16 protein-coding genes and 1 pseudogene are annotated in these 16,862 nt (G+C 57.7%); 10 read left to right on the top strand and 7 right to left on the bottom strand.

Annotated features, from left to right (window positions below; genetic code table 11):
- Positions 1-151 precede the first annotated feature (151 nt).
- Complete coding sequence (locus F6X24_RS05475) at positions 152-1,777, bottom strand: hypothetical protein (RefSeq protein WP_151087054.1); 1,626 nt, start codon at positions 1,775-1,777, stop codon at positions 152-154.
- 488 nt (positions 1,778-2,265) lie between these two features.
- Here F6X24_RS05475 and F6X24_RS05470 point away from each other — a divergent pair, with 488 nt between their 5' ends.
- The 3 genes from F6X24_RS05470 to F6X24_RS05460 are packed head-to-tail and all read left to right on the top strand — an operon-like array spanning position 2,266 to position 4,142.
- Positions 2,266-2,955 (top strand): TIGR04255 family protein, encoded by a 690-nt coding sequence (locus F6X24_RS05470; protein WP_191906473.1) that lies wholly within the window; start codon positions 2,266-2,268, stop codon positions 2,953-2,955.
- 21 nt (positions 2,956-2,976) lie between these two features.
- On the top strand, positions 2,977-3,504 hold the full coding sequence (locus F6X24_RS05465; RefSeq protein ID WP_151087052.1) for a hypothetical protein: 528 nt from the start codon (positions 2,977-2,979) through the stop codon (positions 3,502-3,504).
- A gap of 20 nt (positions 3,505-3,524) precedes the next feature.
- Complete coding sequence (locus tag F6X24_RS05460) at positions 3,525-4,142, top strand: hypothetical protein (protein WP_151087051.1); 618 nt, start codon at positions 3,525-3,527, stop codon at positions 4,140-4,142.
- Between the two features lie 108 nt (positions 4,143-4,250).
- Here the strand turns inward: F6X24_RS05460 and F6X24_RS05455 are convergent, their stop codons facing one another.
- The 3 genes and pseudogenes from F6X24_RS05455 to F6X24_RS18900 form a co-directional block, all read right to left on the bottom strand.
- Positions 4,251-5,045: a TIR domain-containing protein gene (locus F6X24_RS05455; protein ID WP_151087050.1), complete on the bottom strand. Its 795-nt coding sequence runs from the start codon at positions 5,043-5,045 to the stop codon at positions 4,251-4,253.
- An 18-nt stretch (positions 5,046-5,063) separates the two neighbouring features.
- Entirely contained in the window at positions 5,064-6,365 is a 1,302-nt protein-coding gene (locus tag F6X24_RS05450; RefSeq protein ID WP_317132521.1) for a type IIL restriction-modification enzyme MmeI, read from the bottom strand.
- Between the two features lie 220 nt (positions 6,366-6,585).
- A pseudogene (locus F6X24_RS18900) lies at positions 6,586-7,941 on the bottom strand (type IIL restriction-modification enzyme MmeI); the annotation flags it as partial.
- A gap of 841 nt (positions 7,942-8,782) precedes the next feature.
- On the opposite strand from F6X24_RS18900, the gene F6X24_RS05445 reads away from it, so the two are divergent.
- The 4 genes from F6X24_RS05445 to F6X24_RS05430 all read left to right on the top strand — a co-directional run bounded on the left by F6X24_RS05445 (position 8,783) and on the right by F6X24_RS05430 (position 10,732).
- A complete protein-coding gene (locus F6X24_RS05445; protein ID WP_229725367.1) occupies positions 8,783-9,160 on the top strand; it encodes an ArsR/SmtB family transcription factor in 378 nt (125 codons plus the stop codon).
- 29 nt (positions 9,161-9,189) lie between these two features.
- Entirely contained in the window at positions 9,190-9,654 is a 465-nt protein-coding gene (locus F6X24_RS05440; RefSeq protein ID WP_151087049.1) for a DUF6428 family protein, read from the top strand.
- 63 nt (positions 9,655-9,717) lie between these two features.
- Positions 9,718-10,212 (top strand): GNAT family N-acetyltransferase, encoded by a 495-nt coding sequence (locus F6X24_RS05435; protein WP_151087048.1) that lies wholly within the window; start codon positions 9,718-9,720, stop codon positions 10,210-10,212.
- Positions 10,213-10,294: 82 nt separating this feature from the next.
- Positions 10,295-10,732, top strand: coding sequence for an arsenate reductase ArsC (locus tag F6X24_RS05430; RefSeq protein WP_151087047.1), 438 nt, complete (start codon positions 10,295-10,297; stop codon positions 10,730-10,732).
- A gap of 80 nt (positions 10,733-10,812) precedes the next feature.
- On the opposite strand, the gene F6X24_RS05425 is transcribed toward F6X24_RS05430, so the two are convergent.
- Positions 10,813-11,694: a sterol desaturase family protein gene (locus F6X24_RS05425; protein ID WP_151087046.1), complete on the bottom strand. Its 882-nt coding sequence runs from the start codon at positions 11,692-11,694 to the stop codon at positions 10,813-10,815.
- A gap of 136 nt (positions 11,695-11,830) precedes the next feature.
- Here F6X24_RS05425 and F6X24_RS05420 point away from each other — a divergent pair, with 136 nt between their 5' ends.
- On the top strand, positions 11,831-12,595 hold the full coding sequence (locus tag F6X24_RS05420; RefSeq protein ID WP_151087045.1) for a TIGR04283 family arsenosugar biosynthesis glycosyltransferase: 765 nt from the start codon (positions 11,831-11,833) through the stop codon (positions 12,593-12,595).
- A 74-nt stretch (positions 12,596-12,669) separates the two neighbouring features.
- A complete protein-coding gene (locus tag F6X24_RS05415) occupies positions 12,670-13,314 on the top strand; it encodes a TIGR04282 family arsenosugar biosynthesis glycosyltransferase (protein WP_151087044.1) in 645 nt (214 codons plus the stop codon).
- On the opposite strand, the gene F6X24_RS05410 is transcribed toward F6X24_RS05415, so the two are convergent.
- Complete coding sequence (locus F6X24_RS05410; protein WP_151087043.1) at positions 13,274-14,599, bottom strand: hypothetical protein; 1,326 nt, start codon at positions 14,597-14,599, stop codon at positions 13,274-13,276. The two genes, F6X24_RS05415 and F6X24_RS05410, sit on opposite strands and share 41 nt — an antisense overlap.
- Positions 14,600-14,679: 80 nt before the next feature.
- Positions 14,680-15,381 (bottom strand): glycosyltransferase family 2 protein, encoded by a 702-nt coding sequence (locus tag F6X24_RS05405; RefSeq protein WP_151087042.1) that lies wholly within the window; start codon positions 15,379-15,381, stop codon positions 14,680-14,682.
- Between the two features lie 123 nt (positions 15,382-15,504).
- Here F6X24_RS05405 and F6X24_RS05400 point away from each other — a divergent pair, with 123 nt between their 5' ends.
- Positions 15,505-16,833 (top strand): NAD(P)/FAD-dependent oxidoreductase, encoded by a 1,329-nt coding sequence (locus tag F6X24_RS05400; protein WP_151087041.1) that lies wholly within the window; start codon positions 15,505-15,507, stop codon positions 16,831-16,833.
- The last annotated feature ends 29 nt before the right edge of the window (positions 16,834-16,862 follow it).

The following is a 16,862-nucleotide window of genomic DNA, read 5'->3' as shown; positions in this document are numbered from 1 at the left end:
GCGGCGCCTAGTAATCGGTGTGCGAGGCTGGGAGTTCAGTGGGGTAGCAGCGGCCGTCGGATGCCAGTTGTACTACCATACCAAAGCAACGAGACTAACTGGTCGAGCATCACGCCCGGCCAGTTAGTCTCGTTGCTTTGCTTGTTGATTCTTAATGCATTAGGTCCAGGTCTCTCAATAACAACGGTAAATAACGAGGGTCAAAGCTTGGAGCAGCTTCAAAATCAGCCTGTCTAGTAGGGTCTTCAAGTAAGTTGTGTAGAAAGCCCCGCAGTGGACCAAATACGTTGATTAGCTGACAATAGAAACCAGTGTGTAAGTCAGTTGCATCAAATACCATCTCTAATAAAATACTGTCACCCAATGAAGCGCGGGCAACCCATATGTACTTTGGTAGCAGGGTTTTGAGGAGCCTATTAAGGTGAGAATAGTTACTATGCCTTTGTTTACGAAGTTCCTCTTTGTATGTATTGCTGTAGCTCAGATGTATATCCCACAGAAGGTCTTCACCTTCGGGTATGAAGTCATGAAGCGCTTGGTCAAAAAGGGCCACTTTTTCGTAAACCTGTTCATATTCAATGCGGATGTCTGGAATGATTGGCACTGAAACGGCATCAAGTACAGCTTTTTTGCAATTCTGCCAATCGCTTCCAGTTGGCCACGCCGTTTCTAGACGACCATCATGTGTGAATCCGACGCGAGCGAACGGGCCAATCTGGTCATCATGAACATAGAGGCGTTCAATACGGTCAGAAAGTAACGAGATATTGATTGACCGGAGTGGAACAGCCTCGGCCTCACGATAGCCAGTAATGGTGACGAGGTGACCGCCCAAATTCTCTAACTGAATGAACAAAAGAATAGGTAAGCCCATGCGCAGATATGCATGGATAAGGCCCTTTGCTTCCTGCATTTGGGACTCAGCCGCTTGCCTGCACAACTCGGGCCACCTCGAGGGGTCGGGCTGCTGCTCAGCTGGTAAGCTTTGAATCTGCTTCAATGCCCGCGCGTGTAGTTCTGATGGAGGCTGATAAAGCCGCAACTCGGACACTAACCCTACGGACTCAATAGCTTTCCCTACCTGATATAAATCAAGGCCTTTATTCGGAAATACTCGGCCAGTGCTATTAAACAGGTTGCCCGTAGAGGCAGTAATCTGATAAGGTGAGGGTAGAGGAGTTTGAAAAAGGGAAGCTGTTTTATGAAATGCCATCCACAGTGCTGTTGTCGCACAGGCACTTACATTAACATCTTGCTCTTGAAAAGCTAATGTCTCGACACTCAGTTGCTTACCTAGTAGATTAAGTTTGTATAGCCGTTGTACTGGGTAGTTCCGGAACTTGGCTAGCCCGTTGCCATAAGGCTTGAGCAAGGTAGCACCAATAGGAGTGGCAGGCAATGGTTTGATGACGATGTACCCGAGGTATGAGTGCCACAAGGCGGCTTGACTTAGGTCGGTGAGCGCTGCTTCGAGGGCAGGCTGGTCAAAGCCCTGACTAAAAAAATGCACTCGCTTGCAATAGCGAGGGTAGTCGGCAAAACCGCGAGAGTAATAATCAGCATAGTCAGCTTGAAAAGAGGAGCTGACGTAGGGATGCTCGATGAGGATGGTACGAGCTGCTAAGCCATCATTGGTAGAGCCAAAATATTCGCAGAAGTAGCAGAAGTGATGCTTCTTACGCACCTCGGAAGGTAGCACATAGTCGTTGCTAAGGGCGTAAGCTAGATTACCTTCTGTGTAAGGAAGTAGTTCGTAGCCAATAGACTTAGTAAGCATAAAAGACCGGATGCAAAAAAAAACAGCGCCCCATAAGAAATGGGACGCTGCTAATAAGGTGAGTAGAAGCTAGAAGCGAGCACGGGCTTTGAGCCGGTCGCGGTCAATAACTGTCTTTTCCTGCAAGGAACGAACGTCGGTCATTACTTGCTTGATGCGGTCGTGATAAGCCTGGCTTTGAAAGTCAGGGCGTGCATCACGAAACACGAGGGCAGTCTTCGGGGAGCTGTTCTTTGTTTGCATGAGCTAAACCGTTAGATTTTGGGAGTGCAAAGGTACGCACTTATTGCGTTAAAACCCTTCGGCAAATATGCGTACACTTACGACAACAACAACCTTTCGGTGCTACTTTTCGCAAAAAAAGTTACGTTTTGCCATTTCATTACTAAGCGATGGCATAGGATAAAACAAGAGGAGCGGCCGTTCCTTATATTAAAAACCTGTCAGCAGATACCATGCGGTTGCCCAAAAAGCTAAGTCCACACCTTTTGCTGGAAACATTCGTGGAAGTGCACTTCGAAACGCACTTACCAGCCGAAGTAGCATTTGGGTCTTTTTATCAAGCCTTAACCCAACGCTATACTTATGTACCTGGTCAGGCGCAAACGTTAGCTGTCCCAAATGCACACGAGTCATTGCAACTACGCACCCAGCGAGAGTCCATGTTTTTGGGGGAAGAAACGGTTCTTCGCATCCGTGATGGACATATTTCCTTTAATAGTGTTGATGGGCAGTACTTAGGGTGGGAGCGCTACAGCCAAGTGATTCAATGGGTGCTGACACAACTCTATGGAACCGGCCAGATAAAGCATTTCACGCAGGTGGGAGTTCGCTACATCAACGGGTTGCCTTGGCGGCCATTTAATGAACAGCTACGAGTTCAGCTTTTAAGCTTACCTGGACAACCTGAACCGGAACGAACGCACATCCAAACCAGCTTGCGTGCACCGGATGGCTTGCTGGTGAACCTGACCGTAACTGACCAGCAACCAGTTTTTAATCAGCGCGAGCGGCAGACCCTATTTGATGTTGATGTAGTATGGCAGACGCACACGCCGACAACTGGCTTAGCAACACTGATTAAGCAGTTAGAGCATGTACACTTGCGGGAAAAAGAGGTTTTCTTCGGCTTGCTCAACGAAGACTTTTTAGCGACGTTAGACCCGGAATACGAATAAGTTAATACCTTTGCCTATAACATGGCTACCTACTCTATCCTACCCACCCCCAACCAATCTACTACTGCCTATACCCGTCAATATGGCTTCCGCCAGGCGCCAACGTTGCCGTTACGCAGCACACCTAATTCGGTGTCGGGTCGACTGATTCTGGGTGACACATCTGCTAAGCTGCAAGAGGGCCGTGACAGCCGCTTGTATTCGATGTTGCTGCAAGAGTTTGCCCAGAAGCAGTCATATTTTCCAGGTGTGACTAAAGAGGCTGTTTTAACACTTGCTACGCAGTTGTTGGCTTCGGTACGTCCGCTTGGGGTGCGCACAGTAGTGTTGGGGCTGACCTACGACCAGGGGCTGAATCTGCGAGCAGAGCTTGAAGATGAATTAGGTACCTTGCACGTAGAGGTAGCGATAGGCCCAGATGCCGATGCTGACGAAGATACATTTGTGTCGTTGCGACATGCTGGCAGTGAGCGCTGGGGGGCTAGCGGAGCATTACGAGCACTGCTACCACGCTTGGCCGAGTTGAAACTAGTGACAGAGGCCCGCTAATAGGGCTATGATTGTAGGAAGTGGCTTCAACTTACCCGGCGCGGTTGCTGCCGCAGCCCAGCTATGTACTCGTTGGCGGAGACCAGGTACTGAGTGGTGTCGTAGCTCGCCGTACCCCTACCTTTTTGCCCTTGCTAGGCGAGGATGGTAAAATTTTAGTCGGGCAGCTAAGTTCACCTACAGAGGATATTGCGCGGGGATTTTCGGTCAACCTGTTAGGACAATTTCAGATTGAGGATATTGGTTGGCGCCCTCTGGTGGCCACGCTGTATGCTTATTGGCAAGAGGGAGAACAAGGCCTACTGCCACAAGAGGAAGAGGCTGAATATAAAGAGTCAGGCACCTGGAATTACTATTGGCTTGATATTCGGGACTTGCACGGAGTATCATTTTTGGGTGCAGGTAAGCAGTATACTTGCTGCGTCTGTCACAAGCCCACACGCTGCAATTACTGGCATTTTGAATTGCATTTTCATGATGAAACCGGCGTAGCGGTTGCTCAAATGTCGAGAGGCCAGATAGATAAGGCAGCTCGCCGTATTCGCCCATGGTTAATAGAGCAGGTGAAAACATCCCCGCCAGAATCGGTCCCGATATATGGTTCCTGGCAAAGCTCTTTATACTCTTCTACATCCTAGCTCGCTATTTTTAGGCCGAAGATTAGTGTGGTGGTTAATCTAGAAAGAATAGAAAAGCCCGACTACATACATAGCAGCCAGGCTTTTCTATTCTTTAGCTTCAAGAGGCTATACTTTTTTAAGCACCGCCGGGTCGATGTAGAAGCCCTGGGCAGATAGCTCATTGGCAAGGCGGCGCTTCCAGCCACCGGCCTTGTCGTAGGACTCATAAACGACGCCGTGGAAGTCGCTGGGCTGCTCCAAGCCAGAGCCAGCTACCAGCACGAACACGTTTTTGCGGCCGAGTAGCGCCACGAAGTATCCGAGCTCAAGCACCACATTTTGGCGGGCGCGGGGCGAGAGTTTCGGGGCAGTTTTGCCGACCCGAAGGCCACCCATGTCATCGGGACTGAATAGGACGACGGCATAGCCACACGCGCGAGCTTCACGGTCAAATTTTTCGATGATGGTTTGGCCCTCATTGATTTCTTCGTGCAACACAATACCCTCGATGCCGAAGCGGTTGAGGGTGGCCTGGGCCTCCTTGCGCATGGCTTCGTCGCGGCCGTGCACGATAAACACCTTGCGGCTTTCGGCATCGACAGCTTTTAGAATACGCAAGAGGCTGGCGCGGGCAGTGCTTAGCGCGGCTAGGGGTAGCCGGACGGGGCCACCGAAGCCGTTACTGCTGGTAGCCTTGAGCTGGTCGGCTAGGGCGACGAGCTTCTTCTGGTGGGCCGCCCCACGCGCTAGCTTGGCTTTGTTGAGCAGGCCAGTAGCGGTGGTGGCCGCCGCAGCCAGGGCCTTTTGGGCGGCCTCATCGTGGCTAGGGCCTGAGTGGTAGCCCTGCATGGCAGTAGACACCTTGGGCAGTGAAATGGCCTCCACTTTTTCGCGCAGGGCAAGCAGTTTTGTACGGTCCATGAGGTTGCAAGGGGCGCGTTAGGAGCGGCTGGCCCGAGCCTTTTTGGGGGTGGTGCCTAGCACGGGGGCGCTGAGCTGCTGGTAGAGGCCGAAGAGAAATTCGAGGCGGGCCAACTCGGTGCTGAACGGCTGCGGGCGATAGCAGCGGTCTACGGCGCGGTCGAGGGCCTGGTGGGCGCGGGCTAGCGCGGGTGGCATGGTGCTAGGGTCGTAGAGGGCAGCTAGGCTTTCGGTGGGGAAGGCGGCGCGGGCGGCTAGCACAGCTTCGGCGGCGACGGCGACAGCTTGGCGTTGAGCCTCGGTGGGCGCGGACGGGAAGGGGTAGTTGTTGTAGACGAGAGTGCCGGAGTAGCGGAAGTCGGACTTCAATCGGCCGCAAACCTGCTTTACCCAAGCCATGTGCATTTCCGAAGTGAGGATGCCGAATAGGTACGGTGTGGCGTTGGGGACCAACATAATTTGGTCGTTGCCCACTATCTCGGCGGGCATGAAGCCGATAGGAATGTATTTCCGTCGTTCAGAAGAAACTCGCGGGACTAATAGGTATTCGCTCTTAGGCTGTCGGACTTCGCCGAATAATGTGGGAAATGCTGCAAGGGCTTTAGTGGTGCCTCTGGTACTGGCTAGGCGCACTTGCTGCACTTGCTTCACCCGCGCCATAACCTGAGGCATCTTTTGTAACTGGGAAGGCGATGCGCTCTCCAGCCAGAGGCAATACCGCACCTTATTATTAATAAAGTCGTCGCCTCCCGTGTAACGCCTTATGAATTGCGCGGCTTCTGGCTCTGCCGCAACAATAGTTTCTTTTTCTTCTTCAGACAATATGAAATGCCCGCCATCATTTGGCATTGAACCAAAAATCATGGGCGGCACATTACTTAACGGCTTGCTTCTTTTCACCACTACTACCTCCGGCCCATCCACCAAATAGGCATTGATACTTTTAGCCGGGATTTCCTGCGGGGCGCTGCGCGGGGTGGGATAGTCAAACAGGCGCGGGCTAGGCAGCTTGTCGGCCCCGTAACCCACGATGATACAATACACGGCGGCATTGCCCCGCGCCTCGTTGCTCCATCGGAAGGTGCGGTGGGCAAACTGAATGTGGCAGCGGTAGCGTGTTAGAATCTCGCCCCAGAGCAGACCTACCTGTTCACCCTGCGTCACAGAATTAGTGCTCACGAAGGCTACCCTAAGCGTACGAAATTGCTGAACCATTTGCGCGCCCTTCAAGTACCAGGCCGCTACATAATCGAGCACGCCGGCTCCTTTGAGCTGCGTCCCTGCCACGGCTAGCAGGTCGCGCCGTTGCGGCTCGGCCATGAGCTTGGAGCCAATAAATGGAGGATTGCCGACGACATAGTATTCCGCTGTGGTCCCGCGTGGTCCCGCGTGGTCCCGCGTGGTCCCGCGTGGTCCCGCGTGGTCCCGCGTTTTTATTATTCACCGCGTCATTCGCGTCTTCAGCAGCTTCCGAAAAAGAGTGCAAATTCAGCATCTTAGCCCAATTTTCCAAGAGGGAATTTCCAATTTTGATGCGGGTCCCGCCCGTGAGGGGCAGGCGCACGTAGCGCTGGTCGAAGCGGGCCGACAGGGCCAGGTTGAGCTGGTGGTCCATGAGCCAGAGGGCGACCTCCGCGATGCGGGCGGCAAACTCCTCCACCTCGATGCCGGCCACCTGCTCCACGCGCACTTGCTGGTAGAGAGCTAGGTTGAGGCTGACGCCGCCTGTCGAGCCGCGCTCGAAGAGGCGGTCGAGCACGGCGTGCTCCACGAGGCGCAGCTCGCGGTAGGCCACCACCAGAAAATTGCCGCAGCCGCAGGCGGGGTCGAGCAGGCGCAGGCTAGCCACGCGCTGCTGCAAGCGGGTGAGGGCCGCACGGTTGGTGCCGGCGGCGGCCAGCTCCTGACGCAGGTCATCGAGCAGCAGCGGGTCGAGCACCTTAAGAATGTTGGGCTCGGAAGTGTAGTGCGCGCCCAGAGTGCGCCGCTGCTTGGGGTCGGCGATGGACTGAAACAGCGAGCCGAACACGGCGGGCGAAATGCGGCTCCAGTCGAAGTAGGTGCAGTCGATGAGCCGCTGCCGGGTGGCCTCGGTGAAGGACGGCGGCCGGAAGTTTTCCCGAAACAACGCCCCGTTTACATAGGGGAAGTTGGCCAGGTGCGGGGCCAAGGCACGGGCGCGCTGCTCCTTAGGCGTGTCGAGTACCGCAAACAGCTCGCCGAGCTTAGCGCCGAGGTCGTGGCCATCGGGGGCAGTGTGCTCTTCCAGCAAGGCCCGGAACTCGGCCGTGTCGAAGATGGCCGTGTCTTCGGCAAACAGACAGAAGAGCAGGCGCACCAGCAGCACCTCCAGGGGGTGGCCGACGTAGCCATCGGCCAGCAGCGCATCGTGGAGCTGGGCCATGAGCTCGGCGGCCTCGGCATTGGCGGGGTCTTCGGGGCGCTGGGTGCCGGCGGGCCGGTAGCCGGTGAGAAAACCGAATAGATGCAGGTGCTCGGGCAGCTCGGCCAAGGCAAAGTCGTGGCGCAGATTCTGGTCGAGGTCGTAGAGGCGCAGGCGCGCAAAGTCGCTGACGAGCACGAAGCCGGGCAGGTGGGCCTGGGGCAGGCGGGGCAGGTAGTCGAGGGCCTGTTGATGGGCAGCGTCGAGGTCGCGGTCCCGGCTTTTCATTTCCACAAGCAAGGTGCCGGGCCACAGGGCATCGATGTAGCCTTGCGAGCCATCGGGCTTCTTCACGCGGGTTTCGAAGCGAGCGCGGCGGTGACCCTGGGGGGTGAACACGTCGAAGAAGTCGCGCAGGAAGGTCTGGGCCTGGGATTTTTCGTCGTAGTCGTCGGCGTGCTGGCGCACAAAATCAGCGGCGCGGTGGCGTAGCTCGGCAAGAGAAAAGGGCATGTGGTCGAAGGTAGAAGAGGCGGGACGGCCAGCAAGTTAATCGTCGCATAATTCCGCAGTTATGATGAGGTGGTAGTGGGCGTAAATGAGCCGCTAGCGACGAGCTAGACGACCTCAATGGCACTGGCCGCTTGGCTCAAACCGAAGAATTAAACGCTGTAGTGAGTCCGTATTAGGGGTTAGCTCATATCCATAGGAGGGTGCGGACGCGGCAGAATTTTTCCATTTTGCTTCCGCAAGTCAAAGAGTAGTGAGTCACTGAAGACGACTAGCAAAGCGTTTTTTCAAGACCCATTTTGCTAAAGATTATTAGGGGGCAATTTTGGTCAGGGCCCTGGTGCGTGCATGTGCACAGACGCGCCCAATTTTTCTCAGCTGTCCTATAGGTAGCAGCCCCCTCGCCCAGATACCTAGTCCGGGTGGCACCTACATACCGGACATCGAACAACGTGCGCACTAGCGTACTCTGGACGCCCGAAAAGGTCGATTCCAGGCAGTAGGCGCACTTTTGGTTATTCTTATCAAGAATGGCCGTGCCGCTTAGACCAGGATTTTGATTATAGTAGCGTCTACCCGAACTCTCTAACATCAAGTCAATTTTGAAAAAATAGGAGGCTTGCGGTACGAGGGGTACCCGGTTTAGGAATCGCGTTTCTTTCCTAAAAACTCCCCCCCCGTCCTTCTTAGAGCTGCTCCAAAAGGTCGAATAGCTCGGTGTTTTGAAGAAACCTCAGACATTTAGGCTGAGAGGAATTTATCACTATCTATCACTCCTAGGAGACAGCTTTTTTTAATCTATTTCCAGGCTCACTCACCTTATGACGTAAACATACGGCGCGTTATGCCGTATGTTTACGTCATAATCATTCCGCTCGTCGTGACCTACTCCAAAACTGCTGCCTTTACCGCTGAGCAACAGCAGCTAGCCAGGGTGGCAAAAGCATTAGCTCACCCCGCTCGCATAGCCATTATTCAGTTTTTGGCCAGCAAGACCACTTGCATCTCGGGTGACATCGCGGCGGAGCTGCCCCTCGCGCGCACCACCGTCACTCAGCATTTACAAGAATTGAAAGCTGTAGACCTGATTCGCGGCGAAATCGAGGGAGTAACCGTCTGCTACTGTTTAAATACCGAACTATTACACCGTGTTCAGCAGCAGTTTTCGGCCTTTTTCATTGAGGCCACTAGCGGCGGTCCGGACACCACTTGCGTGTGCTAAGTATCCATCCACCTTTTAATTGTCACCCCATGAAAATTGCAGAAATGAAAAGGGCGTTGCCTGAGTTAGACGCCATTAACTTTCGCCTGCCCGACGGCACCTACCTGCCAGCCCACTTCCACGTTACGGAAGTAGGTTTGGTGAGCAAGCACTTTATCGACTGTGGGGGCGTGGAACGCCGGGAGACGGGGGCTAATTTCCAGCTTTGGGAGGCTGGGGACTACGACCACCGCCTAGCCCCGCAGAAATTTCTGCACATCTTACAACTATCGGAGAAAATTCTTGGCAGCGAAGACCTTGACATTGAAGTAGAGTACCAACAAGCTACCATCGGTAAGTTTGGTCTAGCTTTCGACGGTACCGATTTCGTGCTCACTCCCAAACAAACGGCCTGCTTAGCTCAGGACGCCTGCGGTATTCCGGCCGGCCAGTTTGCGCTGCCCCAGCTGCAACTTGCGGGCTCCGGCTGCACGCCTGGCGGCGGGTGTTGCTAAGCCTAGCTCCTGCTCGCCGAATACGTTATCCTACTGCAAAAATACTGCTAACCTGCCTTACTGATGACCATTCAGCCCCTGTCTGCGGCACATTGGCCCGCCGTGCGCGCCATCTACGAGCAAGGTATTGCTACCGGCAATGCCACGTTTGAAACTCAGGCACCCGGATGGGATGCCTGGGACCGGGCGCACCTACCCCACAGCCGCCTGGTGGCCGTCGATGATACTGATACCGTGCAGGGCTGGGCGGCCCTCTCACCAGTATCGAGTCGCTGCGTGTACGGCGGCGTAGCCGAAGTCAGTATTTACATCGCTGCTGGAGCCCGCGGCCAGGGCGTGGGCCGTCAGTTGCTGCAAAACCTCATTGCGGAGTCAGAAGCCCAAGGCATCTGGACACTACAGGCCGGAACCTTCGAAGAAAATACGGCTAGCATTGGCCTTCACACGCGGGCGGGCTTCCGCATAATTGGTCACCGCGAACGCATTGGTCAGCACCACGGAGTATGGCGTAACACGGTGCAAATGGAGCGGCGTAGTGCCACCGTCGGAGCCATGTAGCTAACACCCGTGGTAGAATAGCCCACCCGTAAATATCATTAGCGGCGCTGGCCTACGTTACAATCTTCTTGTATCTAACCCAATGTCTAACCCGAAAAACGTGCTGGTGCTCTGCACCGGCAACTCCTGCCGTAGCCAATTACTGCACGGCTACCTTCAGCAACTACTGGGCAACCATGCAACCGTCTACAGCGCCGGCGTGGAAGTGCATGGTGTCAATCCGAAAGCCATTCAGGTGATGCGCGAAGATGGTGTGGATATTAGCCAGCACACGAGCAATCACGTGGACGAGTATGCCGCAGTGCCGTTCGACTACGTGCTGACCGTGTGCGACCACGCAAATGAGGTGTGCCCGGTATTTCCCTCGTCGGCGAAAAAACTGCATCATAACTTTCCAGACCCAGCCAAGGCCACGGGCAGTCCGGAAGAGGTTATGCGGCAATTCCGCACCGTGCGCGACCAAGTGAAAGCCTATGCCTACGACTTCGTGCGGGCAACTGGCCTGGCCTCCGTTAGCTGAACGGACGTTACCAGAAATTCTCACTATTGCCCAGCAACTTTTCCTGTATAGTTGAGTCGATTACTATAGGAAGTCAAATGCTAGTAGCTCAGCTCCACCAACGGCCCGGGTAGGGTGGGCCGCTCGGGTACCTTACCATCGGGGCGAGCCCAGAGCTCCAGGGGGGCTAAGGGCAACGTTAGGAGTTGGGCTACGGTCTGGCCGGCCGGGTCGGGATAAGCGGGCACGCCGATGGTAAGGGCCTGCTGTGGCACATTCAAGCGTAAGGTCTGGTGTAGGCGGTCCCACAGGGTGAGCACAACGCCAAAATTGCTTTGCGATTCGCGGTGCACCACCGAGTGGTGGATGCCGTGGGCGCGTGGGGTCACGACCAGCCGGACCAGCTGGCGCTCCACGGCCAGCGGCAGCCGCCAGTTGCTATGATGAAAAGCCGTGCCGGCCTCAAATACCGCCTCGTAGGCCAGCACCGTGGCCGGTCGGATGCCCAACAGCGCCGGTAACCCTGCCCGGTAAGGGATGCTGGCCAGCATCTCGCCAAAATGGAAGCGCCAAGCCGTAGTAATGTCCATGTCGAGGTCATTGTGATGCACGCGGTGCAATCGCCACAGTAGCGGTGAGTGCAATAGCCGGTGCCAACTGTAGCCTAAGTAGTCAAGCACCAGTACTTCCAGGACCAGGCGTAAGGGGGCTGGCAAGCGAGCCAATTGCCGGGCGGGGTAGCGCGGGGCCGCCAGTTGCGCCAGGCCCACCATCGCGGGCAACAGCGTGAGGCGAGCAGCGGGTAGCGAGGGGCCAGCTAACAGGGTATTGCGTCGCCAACGCTCCAGGCGGGGGCGCGTGCGCCGCCGCAGCGAGTAGCGGGTTTCGAGCAGTAGTAGCCCCAAGCCCACGAGGGCTAGGGTCGGCGCGGCCCACTGGTCGAAACGCTTGAGGAGGGGGTGCGAAACCGGGAAAAGCGGCATGAAGGCTACGTAAACAAGTAAAGAACAACGCACAATCGGCAAGCGGGCGACTTGGCTGCACAACGTGCCGCCGGCCCCGGCGTATTTACCGGCTCTGGGCAAACCGTAGGTATTGTTGAGCCTGGCGGGTATACGTATGTTTTTTCCCTTGGCGCTAACCGGAACTAGCGTAAGCCCTGGCTACCCCTCAATTACCAAGCTAACGGTCAGCATCATCATTCCGACTTACAATGAGGCAGCCGCTATTACTGCCCTATTAGGCTACCTTGGCCCAGCGATGGCTGGCGAGCCGGCGCTGGAAGTTTTGGTTGTGGATGGGGGAAGCACCGACGCAACCGTGCTACTGGCTCGGCAGGCCGGGGCTACCGTGCTCGCTAGCCCCTACAAGGGCCGCGCCGCCCAGCTCAACTATGGTGCGCAGCAGGCACGGGGCGAGGTGCTATATTTTCTACATGCCGACTCCTACCCACCGCCCGGCTTTTTGACCGATGTGCGGCGGACTGTAGAGCAGGGTTATGAGGCGGGCTGCTACCAGCTGGCTTTCGACCATCCGCACTGGTTTTTGCGGTTCAGTGCCTGGTGCACCCGGCTGCCCTGGACGGCCGTGCGCTTCGGCGACCAAAGTCTGTTTGTGCGCCGCGAGTTATTCGAGCGCGTTGGGGGTTACCGCGAAAACTTGCAGCTAATGGAAGACCAGGAAATCGTGGGCCGCCTGCGCGCCCACGCCCGGTTCCGGGTGCTGCCCCGCGCCGTGACTACCTCGGCGCGTAAGTACCTAGCCAATGGCGTTTTTCGGCTGCAAGGCATCTTCACGCTCCTCGTGGTGCTCTACTATTTAGGCGTATCGCAACACCGCCTGGTGCAATTGTACCGGCGACTCATCCGACAGGGCAAGCTCTAACAACCAGCCGAGGTAGCGAAGTTAAACGTAGCTTGCCACTCGCAATTTTCACGCAACCTGCGCCCGTATCATCTATGCCGCCTGCTGCCCTGCCTGCTCCTCACCTGTTAGTCTTCGCCCGGGAGCCGGTGCTGGGGCGCGTTAAAACCCGCTTGGCGGCGGGTATCGGGGCTGAGGCAGCACTCGCCGTCTACCGCGAATTGCTAGCCCTGACAGCGGAGGCTGTGGCAGCCGCCCAAGTGCCCGCCACGGTCTGGCTGGCCGAAGCGCCAGCCGAAGGCAACCCAACTCAGCCCAGACCTGAATGGCCCGGCCTGCCCTGGCGGGTGCAACCTGCCACTGAATCGCTCGGTGCGCGCATGGCGCAGGCCTTCAGCGAGGCCTTTGCGGCGGGCGCGGGCCGGGTAATTATTATTGGCACCGACTGCCCTGGCCTGAGCGCGGAGTTGCTGCGGCAAGCCTTTGATGAGCTGCTGAACTACGAGTTGGTAGTAGGGCCGGCCGACGATGGCGGTTACTACTTGCTCGGCATGAATAAGCTGGAAGCAGCACTATTCGCCAATAAAAACTGGAGCACCGCTACCGTGCTATCCGATACCCTAGCCGACGCCGCTCGCCTGGGTTTGCGCGTGGCCCAGCTGCCTACCCTGCACGACGTAGATTCGGCCCAGGACCTGGCTACTTGGCGCGAGCATCAGGCGGCAAGTGGCGGGCAGTAGCAAGAGGCCACTTAGCTTGGCCCCTGTAATATTCTGCGGCGGCCCAGGCCAGTACTACGCCATATTCAATGGTTAACAATATGCCGCTTTCGGTATAGGCCGGCGTGCGGTAGGCCGAGTACGAAAGCACTGCCAGCCCCGCCCACACCAATGGATAGCGCAGCGACGAAAAGCAGCTTAGCGCCACCAGCGGCACCAGGTACCAGGGGTGCACAATGGTGGCCAGCGCAAAGTAGCCGCTGAGCGTGAGCAGCAGCCAATGCGGCACTGCCGCGAGCGGGAGGCGCCCCGCCCGCCGGGCCAGCTGGAAAGCCAGGTAGATGGCCCCCGCGCCCAATAATGGCCCTAGCCCGCCCACCAAGTCGTGACCAGTGAGCCATTTGCCTACTGCCCACAACACGTAGAACACGCTGGCATTGAACTCGAAACTTTGAAAATATAGGTCCAGACTAAGACCGATGTGTAGCAATAAGCTCCACGACAGGAAAGGCAGGAAAAGTAGCCCCAGGCTACCCACTAACATACCCAGAAACTGGCGCAAGTGCCGACGTCCCAGCTGCCGGGCCAGCAGCGGCAGCGCCAGTAGCGGTAGCAGCTTGGTAGCTACGGCCAGCGCGAGGGTCCCGGCCGCCAAGCGCAGCTGGCGGCGGACCAGCAGCGCCCCAGCCAACAGCAAAAAGCAAACGACTACGCCCTCCATGTGCACGTTACCCATTACTTCGACTACTACCAGGGGGTGCAGTAGGTAGGCCAGCGCGCGGCGGGCCGGCCAGCCGGCTCGGGGCAGCAGCCACAGCAGCAGCAGCGCCGTCCCTACATCGGCTAGCAGCAGCGCCAGACGCACCACCACCAGAAACCCAGTTTGGGAAGTAGGAAAAGCCTTTGCCGCCGCGCCATACAAGGCCTGGCACACGGGTGGATACACCGAATAGTACGCCGGTGAATTAAGCCGAGGCAGTAGGCGGCGCAGCTCGCGCAGCGGTAGGCTAGCCGAGTCGGTGGGTGGGGCAGCTAGCAATTGCCGGGGCGTTTCAGCAAAGGGATTGTGGCCGTGACTCACGAGGAGTCCATCCCAGCGAAAGCGGTAAAAGTCGTCGCTCAGCGCGGGCGTGGCTGGTAGCCACAGCAGCCGAAACAGTAGCGCAGCCGCTAGCCCCCAACGTAGCGACAGCCGCGTGTGCAACAGCCAGGCATAGGCCGCACCCGCGACCACAAACAGCCCGAGCAGCTGCCCAAAGTGCGGGCGCGGCGTAGCGTAGGCCAGCCCCCAATAGGAGGCTCCCATCAACAAAAGTGCCCCTAGGTGGCCAGCGCGCAGCCAGAAGGAAAGAGGAGACGAAGTAGGCACCGGAAGAACGTAGGAGGTTACCAGTACTTAAAAATGGTCCACAGGATTTTGTAGCCCGCCCCGAGCGTGCCGCGCACCGTGCCGGATACCTTACTTACGCCAATGCGGCGGCGGTAGCGCACAGGCACCTCGGCTACGCGCAAACCCAAGCGCGCGGCCTTAACCTGCATTTCCACCGTCCAGCCGTAGTTAGTGTCAACCATACCTAGGCGGACCAATGCCTCGGCCTGGATGGCACGGAAGGGTCCTAGGTCGGTGTGGGTGCCGCCGTAGCGCAGGCGCAACAAGCGCGACGCCAACCAATTGCCGAAACGCTGCTGCGGCAGCAGGGCGCCGCGCTCGCGCTGGCCCAGCGCCCGCGAGCCAATCACCATTTCCGCCGCTCCGTTTAAAATCGGGGCTAGCAGGGCGGGCATTTCCTCGGGGAAATCGGAATGGTCGCCGTCAAGAAACACGATGATTTCGGGCGTGCGCCCGGCCGGCTGGGCCGCGTAGTAGGCTAGCCCGGCTAGGCAGGCCCGGCCGTAGCCGGGACGGGGTTCCGCTATGACCGTCGCCCCGGCAGCGTGGGCGGCGGCGGCGGTGTTATCGGTTGAGGCATTGTCAACCACCACCACTTCCTGCACTAGGCCAGCCGGAATTTCGCCCAGCACCAGCCCGATGGAGCGGGCCTCGTTGTGGGCCGGAATGAGCACACCAATGCGCGGGAGAGTAGGCAAAGTGAATAACGGAGCAGGTTACGGATGTAAAAGAACGATTGGGGCGGCGCAATCGGCTGGCCGGGCTAGCTACGTACATGCGGGGGCGGCCTACCACCGCGCTTTAGCGTTCATTTGCAACTTATGCACTTCGTTATCATCGGCAATGGCATTACAGGGGTCACGGCAGCTATTACGGCGCGGCGGCTGGCGCCCGATGCCCGCATTACGCTGGTAGCGGCCGAAAGCGCCCACCACTACTCGCGCCCGGCCCTCATGTATTTGTATCTAGGCCACTTGCGCTACGCCGATGTAAAACCCTACGAAGACTGGTTTTGGGCGGAAAACCGCCTGGAGTTGGTGCACGCCGAAGCCACCGGCGTGGATACCACCGCCCGCACAGTGCAGCTGACTACTGGCCAGGCCTTGGACTATGATTACTTGCTGTTAGCCACGGGCTCGGTGGTGCGCACAGCCAGCTGGCCCGGCCAGCAGCTGGGCGGCGTACAGGGGTTCTACGGTTTGCCCGACCTGGAAAAGATGAGCCAGGCCACCCAGGGCATCCGGCAAGCCGTGGTGGTGGGCGGCGGCCTTATTGGCGTGGAGTTGGCTGAAATGCTCCATTCGCGCGGCATCCGCGTGATGTGGCTGGTGCGCGAGCCGCGCTATTGGCAGTCGGTGCTGCCACCCGAAGAATCGGCCCTGCTAGCGGCGCACATCCGCAGCTACGGCATTGATTTGCGGCTAGCTACCGAGCTGCGCGAAATACTGGGCGACGACCAGGGCCGCGTGCGGGCTGTTGTTACCACCGCCGGCCAAGAACTACCGGCCGAGTGGGTAGGCCTGGCCACCGGCGTGCAGCCCAACCTGGCCCTAGCCCGCGCCGCCGGCCTTGAAACCGACCTAGGCATCTTAGTTAACGAGTTACTCGAAACTAGCGCGCCCAACGTGTATGCGGCCGGCGACTGCGCCCAGCATCGCCAGCCCGCCCCTGGCGAAGTAGCCGTGGAGCAGCTCTGGTACACTGGCCGGATGCAGGGCGAAACTGTGGCCCACACCATCTGCGAACAGCCCACGCCCTACCGGCGCGGCCAGTGGTTCAACTCCGCCAAATTTTTCGCTCTCGAATATCAGACCTACGGCCGCGTGCCCGCCCAGCCGGCGGCCGATACCGCCAGCTTCTGCTGGCAGCACCCCACGCGCAAGCACTTATTGCGCATTAATTTCCGCCGGGCCGACCACGTCGTGACGGGCGTCAATGCCCTGGGGCTGCGCCAGCGCCAGCCGGTGTGGGAACGCTGGCTAGGCGAGCAAACTCCCATCGGCGTTGTGTTAGCCCAGCTAGCTGTGGCCAACTTCGACGCGGAGTTTTCGCGCCAGCACGAGCCAGCCATCCGGCGCGAGTTCGCCCGGCAGTTTCCGGACATTGTGCTGCCCGCGCCGCGCCGCAAAGGACTCTTGGGTGCCTGGTAGCGCGGGCGCGACAAGGCCATTAGTTGTTT

It is taken from the genome of Hymenobacter baengnokdamensis (genome assembly GCF_008728635.1).
Classification (GTDB): domain Bacteria; phylum Bacteroidota; class Bacteroidia; order Cytophagales; family Hymenobacteraceae; genus Hymenobacter; species Hymenobacter baengnokdamensis.
Note: the sequence above shows the minus strand (reverse complement) of the source record. Positions and strands in the feature narration are given on the sequence as shown.